Raw genomic sequence first — 18,890 nt, 5'->3', positions numbered from 1 at the left:
CCGCGTGCGGCCAGGTGGTGCGCCAGCTGGTTCGCCCGCGCGTTCAGCTGCCGGTAGCTCAGCGTCTGGTCTTCGAAGACGAGCGCGGCCGCGCCGGGCGAGCGCTCCGCCTGCGCCTCGAACAGCTCGTGGATGCAGCGGTCCGCCGGGTACTCCGCCTCCGTGCGGTTCCACGCCTCCAGCACCTGCCGCCGCTCGGCGGGCGGGAGCACGTCGATGGATTGCAGCGGCCGCTCCGGCGCCGCCTCCAGCGCCTCGATCAGCCCCGCCAGCGCCGTGTGCATCTGCGCGCACACCCGCTCCGCCCCGACCTCCGCCTCCGCCTGCACCGACAGGGAGAAGGCGTCTCCCACGTCGTTCATGGAAAGGTTGAGCGGGTAGTTCGAACGCTCCGCCACCCCCGACGCCAGCCTCGGCCCGCGCGCAGGGCTTTTTTCTCCTCCCCCACCGCCCCCACCCGGGGCATGGCGGTAGTTGAAGAGCGCGGAGAACAGCGGCTCCGGCGCCGGCACCCCGCTCATCTGCTGCGCCAGTGTCAGCGAGGCGTGCTCGTGGCGCACCAGGCTCGCCAGGAGGGCCTGCGTCCGGCGAACGCTCGCCTCCGCACCCTCCTCGCCCACCCGGATGCGCACCGGCAGCGTGTTGATGAACGGCCCCAGCACACGGTCCGCTCCCTCCCCGCCCTCCATCCGCCCGAAGAGCACCGTCCCGAAGACCACGTCGCTCCGGCCAGAGACCCGCGCCAGCACCTGCGCCCACGCCACGTGGCACACGGCCGCCGCGCTCACCCCCAGCCGCCGCGCACCCTCCCGCAGCCGCGCGCCGAGCTCCGGCTCCACCCACAGCCCCCGCTGCTCCAGTCCGAGCCCGTCACCCTGCACCTGGCGCAGCCCGAACGGCGCGGTCGGCTCGTCGACGTCTCCCAGCAGTTCGCGGAAGAACGCCTCGTGCTCCGCGCGGCTCACCCCCAGCCGGGCGTGCGCCACGTAGTTGCGGAACGGGAGCGGGGCCGGGAGCTGCTCCGCGCGGCCCTCCAGGTGCGCCTCCATCTCCTCGTGCAGCACGGCTCCCGTGGTATGGTCGCTCACCACGTGGTGCAGCAGCAGCAGCATCCCCCAGCGCCCCGCGACGGCCTCACGGCCCACGAAGGCACGCAGCAGGGGAGCCCGGCCCAGGTCCATGCCGTAGTGCAGCGGATCGATCCGCTCGAACAGCTGCCTGGCCGCATCGTCCCCGGCCGGATCGACCTCCACCTCTTTCACCGGGAGCGGAGCGTGGCGCCACACCACCTGCACCGGCTCGGAAAGCCCCTCCCACACCAGGGCCGTGCGCAGGACGTCGTGCCGCGCGACCACCGCCTGCAGCGCGGCCAGGTAGGCGTCGCGCTGCTCGCGGCTTTCGAAGGCGAACGGCTGCGGGAGCAGGTAGGGGTCGCTGTCCGGGGTGAGCAGGTGGTGGAAGAGGATCCCCTCCTGCAGGGGCGCCAGCGGATAGACGTCCTGCACGTTCGGAGCGCCGCCCGGCACGCCGGCCACGATGCGGTCGATCTCCGCCTGCGTGAGCTCCACCAGCGGGAGCATCTCCGGCGTGATGGCATCGCAGCCGGCCGGGATGCGGTTCGGCGGGATCACCACCTCGTGGAAGTCGCCTTCCGCCGCCGCGGCGAGCTCCGCCACCGTGGGCGTGGTGAACAGCGCGCGTACGTCCGCGCGCACGCCGCGCCGCCGCATGCGCTCCACCAGCGTGACCGCCAGGAGGGAGTGGCCTCCCAGGGCGAAGAAGTTGTCGTGCACCCCCACGCGCTCCACCTTCAGCACCTCTGCCCAGATCGCCGCCAGCACCTCCTCCACGGGGGTGCGCGGCGCGGCGTACCGGTCCTCCGCCGCACCCAGCTCCGGCGCGGGGAGGGCGCGGACGTCCAGCTTTCCGTTCGGCGTCAGCGGAATGCGCTCCAGTGCGACGAACGCCGCCGGCACCATGTACTCCGGAAGGCTCTGCCGCAGGTGCGCGCGCAGTCCGTCCGCATCCACGCTCCCCACGACGTACGCCACGAGCCGCTTCTCGCCGGACGCATCGTCGCTCACGATCACCCGCGCCTCGCGCACCTCCGCGTGCGCCGACAGCACCGCCTCGATCTCCCCGGGCTCGACGCGGAAGCCGCGCACCTTCACCTGCTCGTCCACCCGGCCGATGAACTCCAGCCGCCCGTCCGCCTTCCAGCGCAGCCGGTCGCCGGTGCGGTACATCCGCGTCCCGTCCCCGGCGAACGGATCGGGAACGAAGCGCTCCGCCGTCAGACCCGGCCGGTCCAGGTAGCCGCGCACCACGCCGTCGCCGCCCACGTACGCCTCGCCGGGGACACCCACCGGCACGGGGTTCAGCGCGGCATCGAGCAGGTAGATCCGCTGATTGCCGGTGGGGCGGCCCACGGAAACCGTGAGCGCGTCATCCGCCACGTGCACCACCTGCTCCCACGAGCACCAGGCGGTCGTCTCGGTGGGGCCGTACATGTGCAGCAGCCGCTCGGGACCGCCCGCCTTCAGCAGCCGGCGCACGCTGTCGGCGTCCACGGCCTGCCCGCCGAACAGCACCTCGCGCAGCGGGGAGAAGACGTCCGGCTGCTCGCGCGAGAGCTGGTTGAGCAGCGCGGTGGTCTGGTAGAGCGTGGTGATCCGCTCCTCGCGAAGCATCTCGCGAAACGCGGGCGGCGAGAGGAGAACGTCGCGGGGGATGCCGACCAGGGTAGCGCCGTTCAGGAACGCGCCCCAGGCCTCGAATGTCAGCGCGTCGAAGCTCGCGTTCGATGCCTGCGCGATGCGGTCTCCGGGGCCGAACCGCACGTAGTCGGTCTCGACGACGAGCTGCACGACGTGCCGGTGGGCCACCATCACGCCCTTGGGCCTTCCCGTGCTCCCGCTGGTGTAGACGATGTACGCCAGGTTCTCCGCGGTGGCCCCACCGCGAGGCGCTTCGATCGGCTCCGACGCGAGCGCGTCCGCGGCCTGGTCCAGGTGGATGACGTGCAGGCCGCCGCCCGCCACCGCCTCCGACAGGCCGCCGCGGCTGAGGAGCACGCGAACGCTGCTGTCGGCGAGCATCAGGCGCAGCCGCTCGGGCGGATAGCCCGGGTCCAGCGGCACGTAGCAGCCGCCCGCCTTCAGCACCGCGAGGATGGAGACGATCAGCTCCGCGCTCCGCTCCAGCAGCACGCCCACGCGGGCATCGGGTCCCACGCCCAGGCGGACGAGGTGATTGGCAAGCTGGTTGGCCCGCGCATCCAGCTCCGCGTACGTCAGCGACTCATCGCCCCAGGACAGCGCCACGGCACTGGGACGCTCCCGCACCTGCGCCTCGAACAGCTCGTGGATGCACACGCCGCGCGGGTACGGGCGCTCCGTCCGGTTCCACTCGTCGAGCACCCGCGCGCGCTCCGCGTCGCCGAGCAGCTCCAGCCGCGAGAGCCGAACGTTCGGATCGGCGACGGCCTGCTCCAGCACCCGCTGCAGGTGGCCGAGCATCCGCTGGACCGTGTCCTGCTCGAAGAGGTCCGTCGCGTAGCCGAGGTTCGCGCGGAGGCCGTCGGGCCACAGCGCCAGCTCCAGCGTGAGATCGAAGCGCGCCGCCTCTTCCGCGCCCTCCGCCGCCTCCAGGCGCAGCGCGGGCCCCGCCGCCTGCGCCGGAGCCGCCGTCACATCCGATCCTTCGCCGGCGCCGTGCTGGTTGTGCAGGACGATGGCGGCCTGCACCAGCGGCGCGTGGGTCAGCGAGCGCTCGGGGTTCAGCTCCTCCACCAGCTTCTCGAAGGGGAGCGCCTGGTGCTCGAACGCGCCCAGCGTGGCCTCGCGCACGCGCGCCAGCAGCTCGGCGAAGGTGGGATCGCCCGAGAGGTCGCCACGCAGCACCAGCGTGTTCACGAAGAAGCCGACGATCCCCTCCACCTCCACCGAGGGCCGGTTGGCGACCGCGGTGCCCACCAGCACGTCGTCCTGGGCGGCGTAGCGGCCCAGCAGGAGCTGGAACGCGGCCAGGTAGACCATGAACGGGGTGGCGTCGTGCGCCCTCGCCAGTGCGTCCACGCGCGCGGGGAGGCGGGTGCCCAGCGAGGCGCTGACCGCGGCGCCGCGGTAGGTGCGCACGGCCGGCCGGGGGTGGTCCGGCGCCATCTCCAGCACCGTGGGTGCGCCTTCCAGCGCCTTGCGCCAGAAGCCCACCAGCCGCGCGAGCGCGTTGCCGGACAGGCGCTCGCGCTCGCGGAGGGCATAGTCGCCGTACTGCAGGGGGAGTGGCGGCAGCGGCGAGGGCTCGCCGCGCGAGAAGGCCTGGTACAGGGCCATCAGCTCGCGCACGACGATGCCGGTGGACCAGCCGTCGGTGATCGCGTGGTGCAGGTTCCAGAGCAGGGCGTGCTCGTCGGCCGAGAGGCGGACGAGGGACGCGCGGAAGAGCGGGCCCTCCTCCAGCCGGAAGGGGGCCGCGGCGTCGGCGCGCGCCAGCCGCGCCAGTTCGGCCACCGCCCCGGCGGGAGCCAGCGCGGAGAGGTCCGTCACCTTCAGCCGGAAGGGAGAGGGAGGGGCAACCACCTGCACCGGCTCTCCGCCGCGCTCCTCCAGGTGCGTGCGCAGCGTCTCGTGGCGCCGCACCAGCTCGTCCAGGGCACGCTCCAGCGCGGCGACGTCCAACAAACCGGGGATGCGCCAGACCCGGGGCATGGAGTAGGCGGTGCTCCCCGGCTCCAGCCGATCCAGCAGCCACAGCCGACGCTGCGCGAACGACGTGGGAAACTCGGTGGGCCGCTCGCCGCCTGTCTGCCCGGCCGCCGCCGCGGATGCCCCGCCCTTCAGCTTCAGCTTCAGGGCCAGCAGCCTCTGCTTGTCGGGTGACAGCCCGGCCAGCCGGGAGATGATGTCAGCCATCCTGCTCTGTATGCGGTGGGCTTCCGACGAGAAGGGGTGCCGGGTGCTTCGCGACCGCGGCTCGGCGCGGTGGTTTCGTGCTCGGCGGGGCTGATGCCGCTGGTGGGCAGCGGGCCTGGTTGCATGCCGCGGCGGCCCCCTCACTCACAGGCGTCAAGTCAACCGTTTTGGGAGCGGCGAATTGCGCTTTGGATGTCCAATAATGTATGTCCTAGTCGTGATTTGCGCTACCCGGTATGATCCTATGCCATTGGCGGGCTTACGTTAAGGCCTATACGCCGACCCTACCCGCCGAGTGTCGGCACCCGGCGGAAAGCGGCGGGAGGGGCTTCGCCGCCGCGCCAGCTTCAGCGCGCACCGCAACCCCGCCCGTGCAGGCCCTCAGGCCTCCTCCCCGATCTCCGCCAGCAGCGCCGCCACCTCGTCGTCGCTCAGCCCCTCCAGCTCCGCGAGCGCGTCGGCGAAGGCGCCGCCGCCATCGTCTTCGTGGACCGCTGCCTCGACCGCCGCGGCGAGGCCGGCGACGGTCGGGCTCTCGAAGAGCACGCGAAGGGGAAGCTCCACCTCCAGCATCCGGGAGATGCGCGCCAGCACCTGCGCCGCCTTCAGCGAGTGGCCGCCGAGCCCGAAAAAGTCGTCCTCCACGCCCACGCGCTCCACTTCCAGCACCTCCATCCAGATTTCCGCGATCATCCGTTCGGTAACGGTGCGCGGCTCCACCAGACCGGCGTCGCTCGCCGCCGCCTCCGGCTCGGGAAGGGCGCGGCGGTCCAGCTTGCCGTTCGCCGTCAGCGGAAGCCGGTCCAGCCGCACGTAGGCGGACGGGACCATGTACTCCGGCAGCAGCGCCTTGAGGTGCGCCCGGAGCGCTGCCGCGTCGGGCTCGACCGATCCCTCGACAGGCACCCAGTAGGCGACCAGACGGCGGTCATCCGCGCCGGCCTCGCGGGTGATCACGGCGGCCTCCTTGAGCGCCGGGTGCGACGTCAGGGCGCTTTCCACCTCGCCCAGCTCCACCCGGAAGCCGCGCACCTTCACCTGCTGGTCGGCGCGCCCCAGCGGCTCCACCTCGCCGTCCGGCCGGTAGCGGCCCAGGTCGCCCGTACGGTACAGGCGGTCGGCCGGATCGCCGGTCCACGGGTTGGGGATGAAGCGCGACGCCGAGAGCTCCTCGTCGCCCAGGTAGCCGGCCGCCAGGTGCGGCGAACGCATCCAGATCTCGCCCACCTCGCCGACTCCCGCGATCTCCCCGCTCGCATTGCGGACGAGGAGCTGCACGCCAGGAAGCCCGCGTCCCAGGGGGATGATCTCCTTCTGCTCGGCCGTTGGATCGACCTCGTGATACGAGACTGCGCGCTGCGTTTCGGTGGACCCGTAGTAGTTGACGACGCGCAGGTTGGGCGCGAGCGCCGTCAGCCGCTGCACGTCCGCGCGGCGGAGGACGTCGCCCACGAAGAAGGCGCGGTGCAGGTTGGGAATCCGTTCGCGCTCCGGCGCGTCGGCCAGGAGCTGGCCCATGGCCGGCGTCAGGTGCGCCACCGTGATTCCGTTCTCGCGCATCCACCGCGCGAGGTAGCCGGGGGTGCCGGTCTCGTCCGGCTCCGGCGCCACGACCGCCGCGCCGAGCTGAAGCGGGGTGAAGACGTCGCGGTGCAGCGGGTCGTGGGCCAGGCCGCTCAGCAGGCTGAAGCGGTCGGACGCGGAGAGACCGAACTCCGACGCCAGCCATGGCGTGAAGTGCGTGAGCGACGAGTGCCGCCCGATCACCGCCTTGGGCGTTCCCGTGGTCCCCGAGGTGAACGACAGGTACGCCAGCGTGTCCGGACCGACCTCCACGTTCAGCGGATCGCTGGCAGAATCCATCGCGCCCGCGGGCTCTTCGCTCCGCGGGTGGATGATGACGGCGGTGCGGATCGTCTCTCCCAGCGCGTCCAGCGCCTCGCGCGGCAGGTCGCCCGCCGCGGAGAGGTGGATGTGCGCGGCGGGACGCGCGATGCGGGCGTACTCGGCCAGTCGCCCCGCCGGATAGGACGGATCGAGGACCAGGAAGGCCGCGCCGCTCTTCATCGTCCCCAGCAGCGCACGCACCAGCGCGGCGCTCCGGTGGCCGGTGATCGCGACGACATCCCCCACGCCCACCCCGGCCTCCGCCAGCGCGCGGGCGATGCGGTCCGTCGCCGCATCCAGCTCGGCGTACGTCCAGCGTTCACGCGGGTCCTCCACCGCCAGCGCCTGCGGAGTCGCCTTCGCCCGCGTGGCGAAGACTTCGTGGACCGCGCCGCGCCAGGTGTCGTCCAGCGGCGCGGCCGGGTCGGGAAGGACGCCGCGCGCCGCCTCCGTCGCCATCGACAGCGCCCCGACGCGCGTTTCGGGCGCGGCCGTGGCCTGGCGAAGCACGCCTTCCAGCTGCGCCAGCATCACGCGCATCCGCGGCGCGTCGAACAGGTCGGCGGCGTAGACGAGGTTGACGAAGATCTTCCCCTCGCCCTCCCCCACGTACAGCGTGAGGTCGAACTTGCTGGTCGCCTCGCCCAGCGAGCCGGCCCCCGCCACCTGCAGGCCCTCGCCCCGGAAGGCGCCGTCCTGGAAGTTGGCGAGGTTGAGCATCACCTGGAACACGGGGGCGTGCGCCATGCTGCGCTCGGGACGCACCTCTTCCAGCACCCGCTCGAAGGGGATCTCCTGGTGCGCGTACGCCGACAGGGTGGTCTCGCGCACGCGCCCCAGCAGATCGCGGAAGCTCGGGTCGCCCGAAAGGTCGGTCCGCAGCGCCAGCGAGTTCAGGAACAGCCCCACCATCTGGTCGGTCTCCGCCCGCGTCCGCCCCGCGATGGGCGTGCCGACGACGACGTCTTCCTCCCCGGCCAGGCGTCCCAACACCACGTCGAGCGCGGCGAGGAGCACCATGAACAGCGTGGCGCCCTCCCGTCGGGCCAGGGCGCGCACCTCCGCCGCCAGCTCGGGCGCCACGACCAGGCTCTCCACCGCGCCGCGGTGCGATTCCACCGCCGGACGGGGACGGTCGGCGGGGAGCTCCAGCAGCGCCGGAGCACCCTGCAGCGCCTGCCGCCAGAACTCCAGCTGCCGCTCCAGCACGGCGCCGGACAGGCGCTCGCGCTGCCACACCGCGTAGTCCGCGTACTGCAGCGACGGCTCCGGCAGCGGCGACGGCTCGCCGCGCGAGAAGGCGCCGTAGAGGGCGGAAAGCTCTTCGTTCAGCACGCCCACCGTCCACCCGTCGGAGATGACGTGGTGGATGTTGAGGAGAAGGAAGTGCTCGTCGGCCGCGCCGTGAACGAGCGACGCGCGAAAGAGCGGCCCGCGCGCCAGATCGAAGCGGTGCTCCGAGGCTTCGGCCGCCAGACGGACGGCTTCGGCCCTCCGCTCGTTCGCGGGCAGGTGGCGCAGGTCGATCACCGGCAGGTCGAAGCTGGCCGGGGGCGGGGCGATCCGCTGCACGGGAACGCCGTCCACGGCTGGGAGGGTGGTGCGCAACGGCTCGTGGCGGCGCACCAGCTCGGTCAGCGCGCGGCGAAGCGCGCCGGCATCGAGCCGGCCGGCGATGTGGAACGAGAACGGCATGGCGTACACCGGGCTCCCCGGGTCCAGCGCGTCCACGAACCAGAGCCGCTCCTGCGCGAACGTCACGGGCATGTCGCCCTCGCGCGGGGCGCGGGCGATGGCCTCGGCCCCGACCACCGCGCCGGTGCCGCGCAGGCGCTCGATCTCGGCCGCGAGCCCGGAAAGCACCGGCTGCTCGAAGACGGCCTGCAGCGGCAGCTCCACGCCGAACACCTGGTGAACGCGCGCGGCGACGCCGGTGGCCAGCAGCGAGTGCCCGCCCAGGTCGAAGAAGTGGTCCTCGGCCCCCACCCGGTCCACGCCCAGCGTATCTGCCCAGATCTCCGCCAGCACCTCTTCCATCGGCGTGCGCGGCGCCACGAACTTGTCCTCGCCCGAAGCGAGCTCCGGCGCCGGCAGCGCCTTGCGGTCCAGCTTGCCGTTCGAGGTCAGCGGCAGCGCCTCCAGCACCACGATCGCCGCGGGCACCATGTACTCCGGCAGGCGCCCCCGCAGGTGCTCGCGCAGCTCGTCCGCATCCACACGCCCGACGACGTACGCCACCAGCCGCTTCTCGCCCGGCTGGTCTTCGCGCACGATCACCCGCGCATCGAGCACCTCCGGCCCCGCCGACAGCGCGGCCTCGATCTCCCCCGGCTCGATGCGGAAGCCCCGGATCTTGACCTGCTGGTCCACCCGCCCCAGGAACTCGAGAACGGCACTCTCCCGCCACCGCACCCGGTCGCCCGTGCGATAGAGCCGCGCACCGCCTTCCGCCGCGAAGGGATCGGGGACGAACCGCTCGGCGGTCAGCCCCGGCCGGCCAAGGTAGCCGCGGGCCACGCCCACGCCGCCCACGTACAGCTCGCCGGGAATGCCCACCGGCGCCGGCCGCCCGGCCGCATCCAGCACGTACACCCGCACGTTCTCCAGAGGGCTGCCGATCGCCGGCGCCCGCCCGTCCGCCTGGCAGTGGGCGGACGTCGCGCAGACCGTCGTCTCCGTCGGCCCGTAGGCGTTCACGAACGCGCGCCCCATGCTCCACCGCTCCACCGTGGCCACGTCCACCGCCTCGCCCGCACTCACCACCGTGCGCAGCTCCGGCAGGCCGTCCGGCGGAAGGATGGCCAGCACCGAGGGAGGCAGGGTGGCGACGGTCACGTGCCCGCGCCGCAGCGTATCCAGCAGCCCCTCACCCGGGAGGAGCGCCTCGCGCGGCGCCATCACCAGGGTGGCCCCGGCCAGCAGGGTGTCGAACACCTCCGCCACCGCCGCGTCGAAGGAGAATGAGGCGAACTGCAGGACGCGGCTGCTGCCGTCGATGCCGAAGCGGCGGGCCTGCGCGTACGCCAGGTTGGGAACCCCGCGATGCGGCACCATCACCCCCTTGGGCCTACCCGTGCTGCCGGAGGTGTAGATCACGTACGCCACGTGGTCGGGCGAAACGCGGCGCTGCGGGTTCTCCGCGGACTCCGCCGCGATGCGATCCGCGTCCGCATCCACGCTCACCACCGCGGCGGCGCCGGCGGGGAGCGCCGCGCGGAGCGACTGCTGCGTCACCAGCACCGGCACGGCCGCGTCGGCCAGCATGAACGCCAGCCGATCCGCGGGATAGGCGGGGTCCAGCGGCACGTACGCGCCGCCGGCCTTGAGCACGGCCAGGACGGCAACGACGATCTCCGGTCCCCGCTCCAGGCAGATGCCCACCCGCACCTCGGGCCCAACGCCGAGGCCGGCGAGATGGTGCGCCAGCCGGTTCGCCCGCGCGTTCAGCTCGCCGTACGCCAGCTCCTCTCCCTCGAAGCTCACGGCCACGGCACCCGGCGTGCGCGCCGCCTGGGCCTCGAACAGCTCGTGGATGCAGCGGTCCGCCGGGTACTCCGACTCCGTCCGGTTCCACTCGTCCAGCACCAGCGCGCGCTCCGGCTTGCCCAGCAGCTCCAGCTGCGAAAGCCGCACGTCCGCGTCCGCGGCGACCTGCTCCAGCATCCGTGTCAGGTGGCCGACCATCCGCTCGACGGTGCCGCGCTCGAAGAGGTCGGTGCTGTACTCCAATCCTCCGAGCAGCCCCCACGGCGTCGCCGAAAGCACCAGGTAGAGATCGTGCTTGGCGACACCCGTATCCACTCCGACGCCGCCCACCTGGAGGCCCGCAGGCGCGCGTCCGCCTCCCCCTCCCGCGCCGCCGGCGTTCTGCAGCGTGAACATCACCTGGAACAGGGGCGAGTGGCTCAGCCTGCGCTCCGGCTGCAGCTCGGCCACCAGCTTTTCGAACGGCACCTCCTGGTGCTCGTACGCCCCCAGCGTCACCTCGCGCACCCGCCGCAGCACCTCGCGGAAGCCCGGGTCGCCGCCCAGGCCGGTGCGCAGCACCAGCGTGTTGACGAAGAAGCCGATCAGCCCCTCCACCTCGCCGCGCGTGCGTCCGGCGTTGGGGCTCCCCACCACCACGTCGTCGCTGCCGGCGTACCGGCCCAGCAGCACCTGGAAGGCCCCGAGCAGCGTCATGTACAGCGTCGCACCCTCGCTGCGGCCCAGCGCCTGCAGGCGCTCCAGCAGCTCCAGGGGAAGCTCCACCGGAACGGACGAGCCCCGGTACGACTGCACCGCCGGGCGGGGCCGATCGGTCGGCAGCTCCAGCAGCTCCGGCGCGCCCGTCAGCCGCTCCTTCCAGTACGCCAGCTGCCGGTCCAGGGCCTCGCCCGCCAGCTGCTCGCGCTGCCACACCGCGTAGTCGGCGTACTGCACCGGCAGCTCGGGGAGCGGCGACTCACGCCCCTCGCGGAACGCCTCGTACAGCGCCGACAGCTCGCGGAAGAACACCCCCATGCTCCACCCGTCGCTGACGATGTGGTGCATCATGAGCAGCAGCACGTGCTCCTCGGCGCCCACCCGCAGCAGCGCCGCCCGGAGCAGCGGCCCCGCCGAAAGGTCGAACGGCCGTGCCGCCTCCTCGCCCGCCCGGCGCCCGACCGCCGCCTCGCGCTCCGCCTCGCCCAGCGCGGACAGGTCCTCCACCGGCAGCGAGAACCCGCCGAAGGGCGCGATCAGCTGCACCGGCGAGCCGTCCACCTCGGCGAAGGTGGTGCGCAGCACCTCGTGGCGCCGGACGATCTCGCCCAGCGCCCGCTCCAGCGCCACCCGGTTCAGCGCACCGCCCAGCCGCCATGCGCCCGGGATGTTGTAGACGGCGCTTCCCGGCTCCAGCCGGTCCATGAACCACAGCCGCTCCTGCGCGAACGAGGGCGGCAGCGCACCGGTGCGCTCCACCGGCACCACCGGCGGCAGCACCGGCAGCTCCGCGCGGCGCATCTCCTCCACCGCCTTGGCCACCTCCGCCACCGTGGGCCCCTCGAAGAGCACGCGGACGGGCAGTTCCACGCCGAACAGCTCGCGGATGGACGAGACCACCAGCGCGGCCAGGAGCGAATGCCCGCCCAGCTCGAAGAAGTTGTCCGTCACCCCCACCCGTTCCAGCCCCAGCACCTCGGCCCAGTTCCCCGCCAGCATCTCCTCGACGGGGGTGCGCGGCGCCAGGTGCGTCTCCTCGCCCGACGCGAGCTCCGGCGCAGGGAGCGCCTTGCGGTCCAGCTTGCCGTTGGGCGTCAGCGGCAGCGCATCCAGCACCACGAACGCGGCCGGCAGCATGTACTCGGGCAGGCTCCGCCGCAGGTGCTCCCGCAGCTCGTCCACCTCGACGGCACCGACGACGTACGCCACCAGCCGCTGCTCGCCCGGCTGGTCTTCGCGCACGATCACCCGCTCGTCGAGCACCTCGCCGTGGGCCGACAGCGCGGCCTCGATCTCTCCCAACTCGATGCGGAAGCCGCGGATCTTCACCTGCTGGTCCACCCGCCCCAGGAACTCCAGCTCGCCCCCGGCCGACCACCGCACCCGGTCGCCCGTGCGATAGAGCCGCGCGCCGGGTTCGCGACCGAAGGCATCGGGGACGAACTTCTCCGCCGTCAGCCCCGGCCGGCCCAGGTAGCCGCGGGCCACACCCACGCCCCCCACGTACAGCTCGCCGGGAACGCCGATCGGCGCGGGCCGGCCGGCCGCGTCCAGCACGTATACCCGCACGTTCTCCAGCGGGCGGCCGATCGCCGGCACCCGCCCGTCCGCCTCGCACGGGGAGGAGGTCGCGCAGACCGTGGTCTCCGTCGGGCCATAGGCGTTCACGAAGAAACGGCCGGCGCTCCACCGGCGGACCGTGGCGGCCTCTACCGCCTCGCCCGCGCTCACCACGGTGCGCAGCTCCGGCAGGTCGTCCGGCGGGAGCACGGCCAGCACCGAGGGCGGCAGGGTGGCCACGGTCACCCCCCCGCGCCGCAGCGTTTCCAGCAGCCCCGCACCCGCAAGGAGTTCCTCGCGCGACGCCATCACCAGCGCGGCCCCGGCCAGCAGCGCGTCGAACACCTCCGCCACCGCGGCGTCGAAGGAGAAGGAGGCGAACTGCAGGACGCGGCTGGTGCCGTCGATCCCGAAGCGGCGGGCCTGCGCGTGCGCCAGGTTGGGCACGCCGCGGTGCGGCACCATCACCCCCTTGGGCGTTCCCGTGCTCCCGGAGGTGTAGATCACGTACGCCAACTGGTCGGGCGAGACGACGCGCTCCGGGTTCTCCGCCGGCTCCGCCGCGATGCGATCCGCGTGGGCGTCGACGCTCACCACCGCGACGCCATCGCTGGCGGGGAGCGCCGTGCGCAGCGACTCCTGCGTCACCAGCACCGGCACGGCCGCGTCGGCCAGCATGAACGCCAGCCGATCCGCGGGATAGGCGGGGTCCAGCGGCACGTACGCGCCGCCGGCCTTGAGCACGGCCAGGAGGGCGACGACCATTTCCGGCCCCCGCTCCAGGCAGATCGCGACCCGCGCTTCCGGGTGGACGCCGAGTCCGGCGAGATGGTGCGCCAGCCGGTTCGCCCGCCCGTTCAGCTCACCGTACGTCAGCTCCGCTCCCTCGAAGCTTACGGCCACGGCCCCGGGCGTGCGCGCCGCCTGGGCTTCGAACAGCTCGTGGATGCAGCGGTCCGCCGGGTACTCCGCCTCCGTGCGGTTCCACTCGTCCAGCACCAGCGCGCGCTCCGGCTCGCCGAGCAGGTCCAGCCCCGAGAGCCGCACGTCCGCGTCGGCGGCCACCTGCTCCAGCACCCGCTCCAGGTGGCGCACCATGCGCTCGACGGTGCCGCGCTCGAAGAGGTCGGTGCTGTACTCCAGTCCTCCGCGCAACCCCCAGGGCGTCGCGGAGAGCACCAGGTAGAGGTCGTGCTTGGCGACACCCGTGTCCACGCCGACGCCGCCCACCTGGAGGCCGGCAGGCGCGCCTCCCCCTCCCCCGCCCCCGCCGCCGGCGTCCTGCAGCGTGAACATCACCTGGAACAGGGGCGAGTGGCTCAGCCTGCGCTCGGGCTGCAGCTCGGCCACCAGCTTTTCGAACGGCACCTCGGGGTGCTCGTACGCGCCCAGCGTTACGTCCCGCACCTGCCGCAGCACCTCGCGGAAGCCCGGGTCGCCCGAAAGGTCGGCGCGCAGCACCAGCGTGTTGATGAAGAAGCCGATCAGCCCTTCTACCTCGCCGCGCGTGCGGCCGGCGATGGGGCTTCCCACCACCACGTCCTCGCACCCGGCGTACTTCGAAAGGAGCACCTGGTAGGCGGACAGCAGCGTCATGTACAGCGTCGCGCCCTCGCTGCGCCCCAGCGCCTGCAGGCGCTCCTGCAGCTCCAGGGGAAGCTCCACCGGCACCGACGAGCCCCGGTGCGTCTGCACCGCGGGGCGGGGGTGGTCCGTAGGCAGCTCCAGCAGCTCCGGCGCCCCCGCCAGGCGCTCCCGCCAGTACGCCAGCTGCCGGTCAAGCACCTCGCCCGCCAGCTGCCCGCGCTGCCACACCGCGTAGTCGGCGTACTGCACCGGGAGCTCGGGGAGCGGCGACTCACGCCCCTCGCGGTACGCGTCGTACAGCACGGAAACTTCGCGGAAGAACACCCCCATGCTCCACCCGTCGCTGACGATGTGGTGCATGGTGAGCAGCAGCACGTGCTCCTCGGCGCCCAGCCGCAGCAGCACCGCACGCACCAGCGGTCCCGCCGAGAGATCGAACGGCCGTGCCGCCTCTTCCCGCGCGCGCCGCCCCACCGCCGCCTCGCGATCGGCCTCGCCCAGCGCGGACAGGTCTTCCACCGGCAGGGAAAACCCGCCGAAGGGCGCGATCACCTGCACCGGCGCGCCGTCCACCTCTTCGAAGGTGGTGCGCAGCACCTCGTGGCGCCGGACGATCTCGCCCAGCGCCCGCTCCAGCGCCGCCCCGTCCAGGGCACCCCCCAGGCGGTGTGCCCCCGGGATGTTGTAGACGGCGCTTCCCGGCTCCATCCGGTCCATGAACCAGAGCCGCTCCTGCGCGAACGACAGCGGCAGCCGGCCCTCCCGGGGGGCGGGCTCGATCGGCGGAAGCTCCGACAGGTGCCCCACCAGTTTGCGGGCCCGCGCCATCTTCAGGAGCTCCAGGCGCTGGGCCGGTGTCAGCTGGGTGAGTCTCGCGGCGGAGTTCATGATCTGCGGATACCGGTAAAGAAAGTGTGTGGAACGCGTACGGATTCCCTCGCGCCCGGCGAAGCGCCCGGACGAGGGAAGGCGGCGAGGCCGAGGGTGTTCCGCCCGCCGGGGGCAGGCTGGGCGCGCGGACAGCCGGCCGCTCCCCGCATGGCCGGCGAACCGCCCCGCGTACCGCGGAGCGCGTAAGGAAAGCGGCGTTCGGCCGGCGGGCTCGCGGCGGAGCGCGAGCAGCTACGTCATCTCGGCCGGGTCCACCTGGGCGCGATGGGCGTCCATCACGTCCCGGGCACCGGCGATCACATGACGCCTAACCGCACGGTCTGCGATTCGGTTTTTTGTTCCCGCGGTGTCTGATTGGTAGCGATGCTGATGATAACCCCCGCAATATGTTTAGTCAACGCTCCACTCCGGAAAAGAGGGGAGGAAAACGTGTTGAAATCTGGTGTTGTGGAAGGAGGGGCCTGCTGGCTGGAGGGGTCCCGGCGAGCCCGCCGCACGGAGCGGTGCCGGGAACGAAAGGGGCGGCGCGCAGCGGATTGGGACCAGCAGGTTAGCGTCCGAATAGGATCGTGTATGCGGGGGGCTGAGTGATCCTGGGCGTCTCCGTTGCCGAGGCGCCCCGCCGCCCCCGTTCCCCACGCGCCGCTCGCTGCGCAGCCGCGCGGCGATGGCGCTCCGCTCTCTTTCAGCCAGGAGCGACGCGTAGGAAACGGGTGGTCATGCGAAGGTGCTATCGCCCAGGAGGGCGAGCATCTCCGCCATCTCGTCCGGGTCTACCATGGCGAGCTCGGCGTCCAGCACTTCCAGGGCCGCGTCTACGCGACCCGCCATCCCCGCGACCGTGGGGTCGTCGAACATCGCCCGCAGCGGCACCTGCACGCCGAACACCTGCTGCACGCGCGCGACCACGAGCGTCGCCAGCAGCGAGTGCCCCCCCAGTTCGAAGAAGCTCTCCGCCACGCCCACCTGCTCCCGGCGCAGCACTTCCGCCCAGATCCCCACCAGCACTTCCTCGGTGTGCGTGCGCGGCGCCACGTAGCGCTCCTTCGCCGGGGCGAAGTCCGGCGCCGGCAGCGCCTTGCGGTCCAGCTTCCCATTCGGCGTCAGCGGCAGCGCCTCCAGCACCACGATCGCCGCCGGCACCATGTACTCGGGCAGGGCGGTGGAGAGGTGCGCGCGCAACGCCTCCGTGTCCACTTCGCCCACCACGTACGCCACCAGCCGCACGTCGCCCGGCACGTCCTCGCGCGCCATCACCGCCGCCTCGCGCACCTCCGCGTGCTCGGCCAGGCGTGCCTCGATCTCCCCCAGCTCGATGCGGAAGCCGCGCACCTTCACCTGGAAGTCGGTACGGCCCAGGAACTCCATCGTCCCGTCCGCCCGCCACCGGGCAAGGTCGCCCGTGCGGTAGAGCCTCGCCCCCGGCTCGACGCCGAAGGGATCGGCTACGAAGCGCTCCGCCGTCTGCTCCGGGCGGCCCAGGTAGCCGCGCACCACGCCCGCGCCCCCGATGAACAGCTCGCCGGGCACGCCCACCGGCACCGGCTCGCCCGCCGCATCCAGGACATAGACGCGAGTGTTCGCCACGGGGCGGCCGATCGGCACGCTGGCACCGGCGGAGTCGCCGCGGACCGCCTCGGACGTCGACCAGATGGTCGTCTCCGTCGGTCCGTACACGTTCCACAGCCCGCCCACACGGCTCCGCAGGGCCGACGCGAGATCCGCCGGCAGCGCCTCGCCGCCGCAGAGCGCCCGCATCCGCGGCGCGCCTTCCCACTCCGAGGCCACCAGCATCCGCCAGGTGGCGGGCGTGGCCTGCATCACCGTGGGCGCGTACGCCCGGATGGCCTCCGCCAGCGCCGCAGGGTCCGCAGCCCGCTCCCGGGGCAGCACGATGGTCGCCGCGCCGTGCAGGAGGGGAAGGAACATCTCCAGCACGGAGATATCGAACGCGTACGTGGTGACCGCGAGCAGGCGATCCGCGGGCTCCATCCCCACGGTTTCCCGCATCGAGCGAAGGAGGTTCACCACGCCGCGATGCGGAACGGCCACGCCCTTAGGACGGCCGGTGCTTCCGGAGGTGTAGATCACGTATGCCAGGTGGGCCGGCGTGAGTTCCGCGATCACCGGGTCCGTCGCGGGCTGGTCCGCCCACTCCGGAGTGCCGGCGTCGATCTCCACCACCGGCACGCCCGTGTTCTGGAATCGATCCCGGAACTGCTTGTCCGTCAGCACCGCAGCGGGCGCGCTGTCGGCCAGCATGTACTCCAGCCGCTCGGCCGGATGCGAGGGGTCGAGCGGCACGTACGCGCCGCCGGCCTTCATCACACCCAGCAGCGCGACGACCATCTCCGCGCTCCGCTCCACGCAGACCGCCACCCGCGCATCCGGACCCACGCCCAGTGTGCGGAGGTGATTCGCCAGCCGGTTCGCGCGTGCGTTCAGCTCCGCGTAGGTGAGCGAGCGATCCTCGAAGACCACGGCCACCGTGCCGGGCGTGCGCTGCGCCTGCGCCTGGAACAGCTCGTGGATGCAGGACCCGGCCGGATACTCCGCGTCCGTCGCGATCCACTCCTCCACCACCTGGCGGCGCTCGTGTTCGGGCAGCATCGCAAGCCGCTCCACCGGCTGCCGCTCGTCGGCCACCATCGCCTCCAGCACGTGGCGGAGGTAGCCGGCGTGCCGCTCCACCGTCGCCCGATCGAAGAGCGAGGTCGCGTACGTCACGCTTCCCACGATGCGCCCGCCCTGCTCCGACAGGTCGAGAGACAGGTCGAACCTCGCCGGCGCTTCCGAAGCCGATCCTGGCGATTCCGCCGATCCAGCCGATCCCGCCGATCCCGCGCCCTTCGGTCTGAGGCCGGGGAGCTCGGCCCCGTCCTCCGCCGCATTGTGCCAACCGAGCATTACCTGGAAGAGTGGCTCGTGCGCCAGGCTGCGTACTGGCTGCACCACCTCCACCACCTGCTCGAAGGGGATGTCCTGGTTCTGCTGCGCCCCCAGCGCGCGCTCCTTCACCCGCGCCAGCAGCTCCGCAACGGTGGGGGAGCCCGCGAGATCCACGCGCAGCGCCAGCGTGTTCACGAAGAAGCCGATCAGCCCCTCGATCTCGATACGGCCGCGGTTGGCGGTCGGTGTGCCGACGACCACGCCCTGCTGCCCAGACAGCCTGCCGAGCACGGCGGCCCAGCCCGCCAGCACGGTCATGAAGAGCGTGGTGCCGTGGCGCTGGCCCAGCGCCTTCAGCCCGGCCGTCAGCGCCTCGTCCATCTCCAGGCCCACCGCCGCACCCTTGTGGTCCACCTGTGCCGGGCGCGGGCGGTCGGTGGGCAGCTCCAGCAGCGCCGGGGCGCCGCCGAGCGTGGCCCGCCAGTACTCCGCCTGCTCCTGGAGGACGTCGCCCTCAACCCAGCGCCGCTGCCAGGCGGCGTAGTCCGCGTACTGCACCGGCAGGGCGGGAAGCGGGTCGGGCTCGCCGCGGCGGAAGGCGCCGTACAGCACGTCCAGTTCGCGCGTGAACACCCCCATGCTCCACCCGTCGGTGACCATGTGGTGCATGGTGACGTGGAGCAGGTAGTCGTCCGCCCCCAGCCGGATCAGCCGGCCGCGGACGAGCGGCCCCCGGGCCAGGTCGAAGGGCGTGCGCGCTTCTTCGCCCAGCAGCCGCCGCAGCTCGGATGGCCCGTCGGGATTGCCGCTCAGGTCATGCTCGGCTAGATGGAACCCGCTCTCCTCCACCGGCGCGATGCGCTGCACCGGCCCACCCTGCACCTCCACCACGGTCGTGCGCAGCGCCTCGTGCCGCGCGACGATCGCGTCCAAGGCACGGCGCAGCGCTCCGGCGTCCAGCTCTCCCTGCAGCCGCAT

General features: G+C 72.8%; 3 protein-coding genes. All 3 read right to left on the bottom strand.

All coding sequences use genetic code 11. The annotated features are described in order from the left end of the window. Positions 1-4,913: amino acid adenylation domain-containing protein (locus VIB55_RS10055; protein WP_331876522.1), on the bottom strand; the 4,913-nt coding region annotated here is incomplete at its 3' end. A 381-nt stretch (positions 4,914-5,294) separates the two neighbouring features. Then, a complete protein-coding gene (locus VIB55_RS10050) occupies positions 5,295-15,020 on the bottom strand; it encodes an amino acid adenylation domain-containing protein (protein WP_331876521.1) in 9,726 nt (3,241 codons plus the stop codon). A 720-nt stretch (positions 15,021-15,740) separates the two neighbouring features. Next, on the bottom strand, positions 15,741-18,890 hold a 3,150-nt coding region (locus tag VIB55_RS10045; RefSeq protein WP_331876520.1), incomplete at its 5' end, for an amino acid adenylation domain-containing protein.

The organism is Longimicrobium sp. (assembly GCF_036554565.1).
Taxonomy (GTDB): Bacteria; Gemmatimonadota; Gemmatimonadetes; order Longimicrobiales; family Longimicrobiaceae; genus Longimicrobium.
The sequence above is the reverse complement of the archived record's forward strand: the minus strand, read 5'-3'. Positions and strand labels throughout refer to the sequence as shown.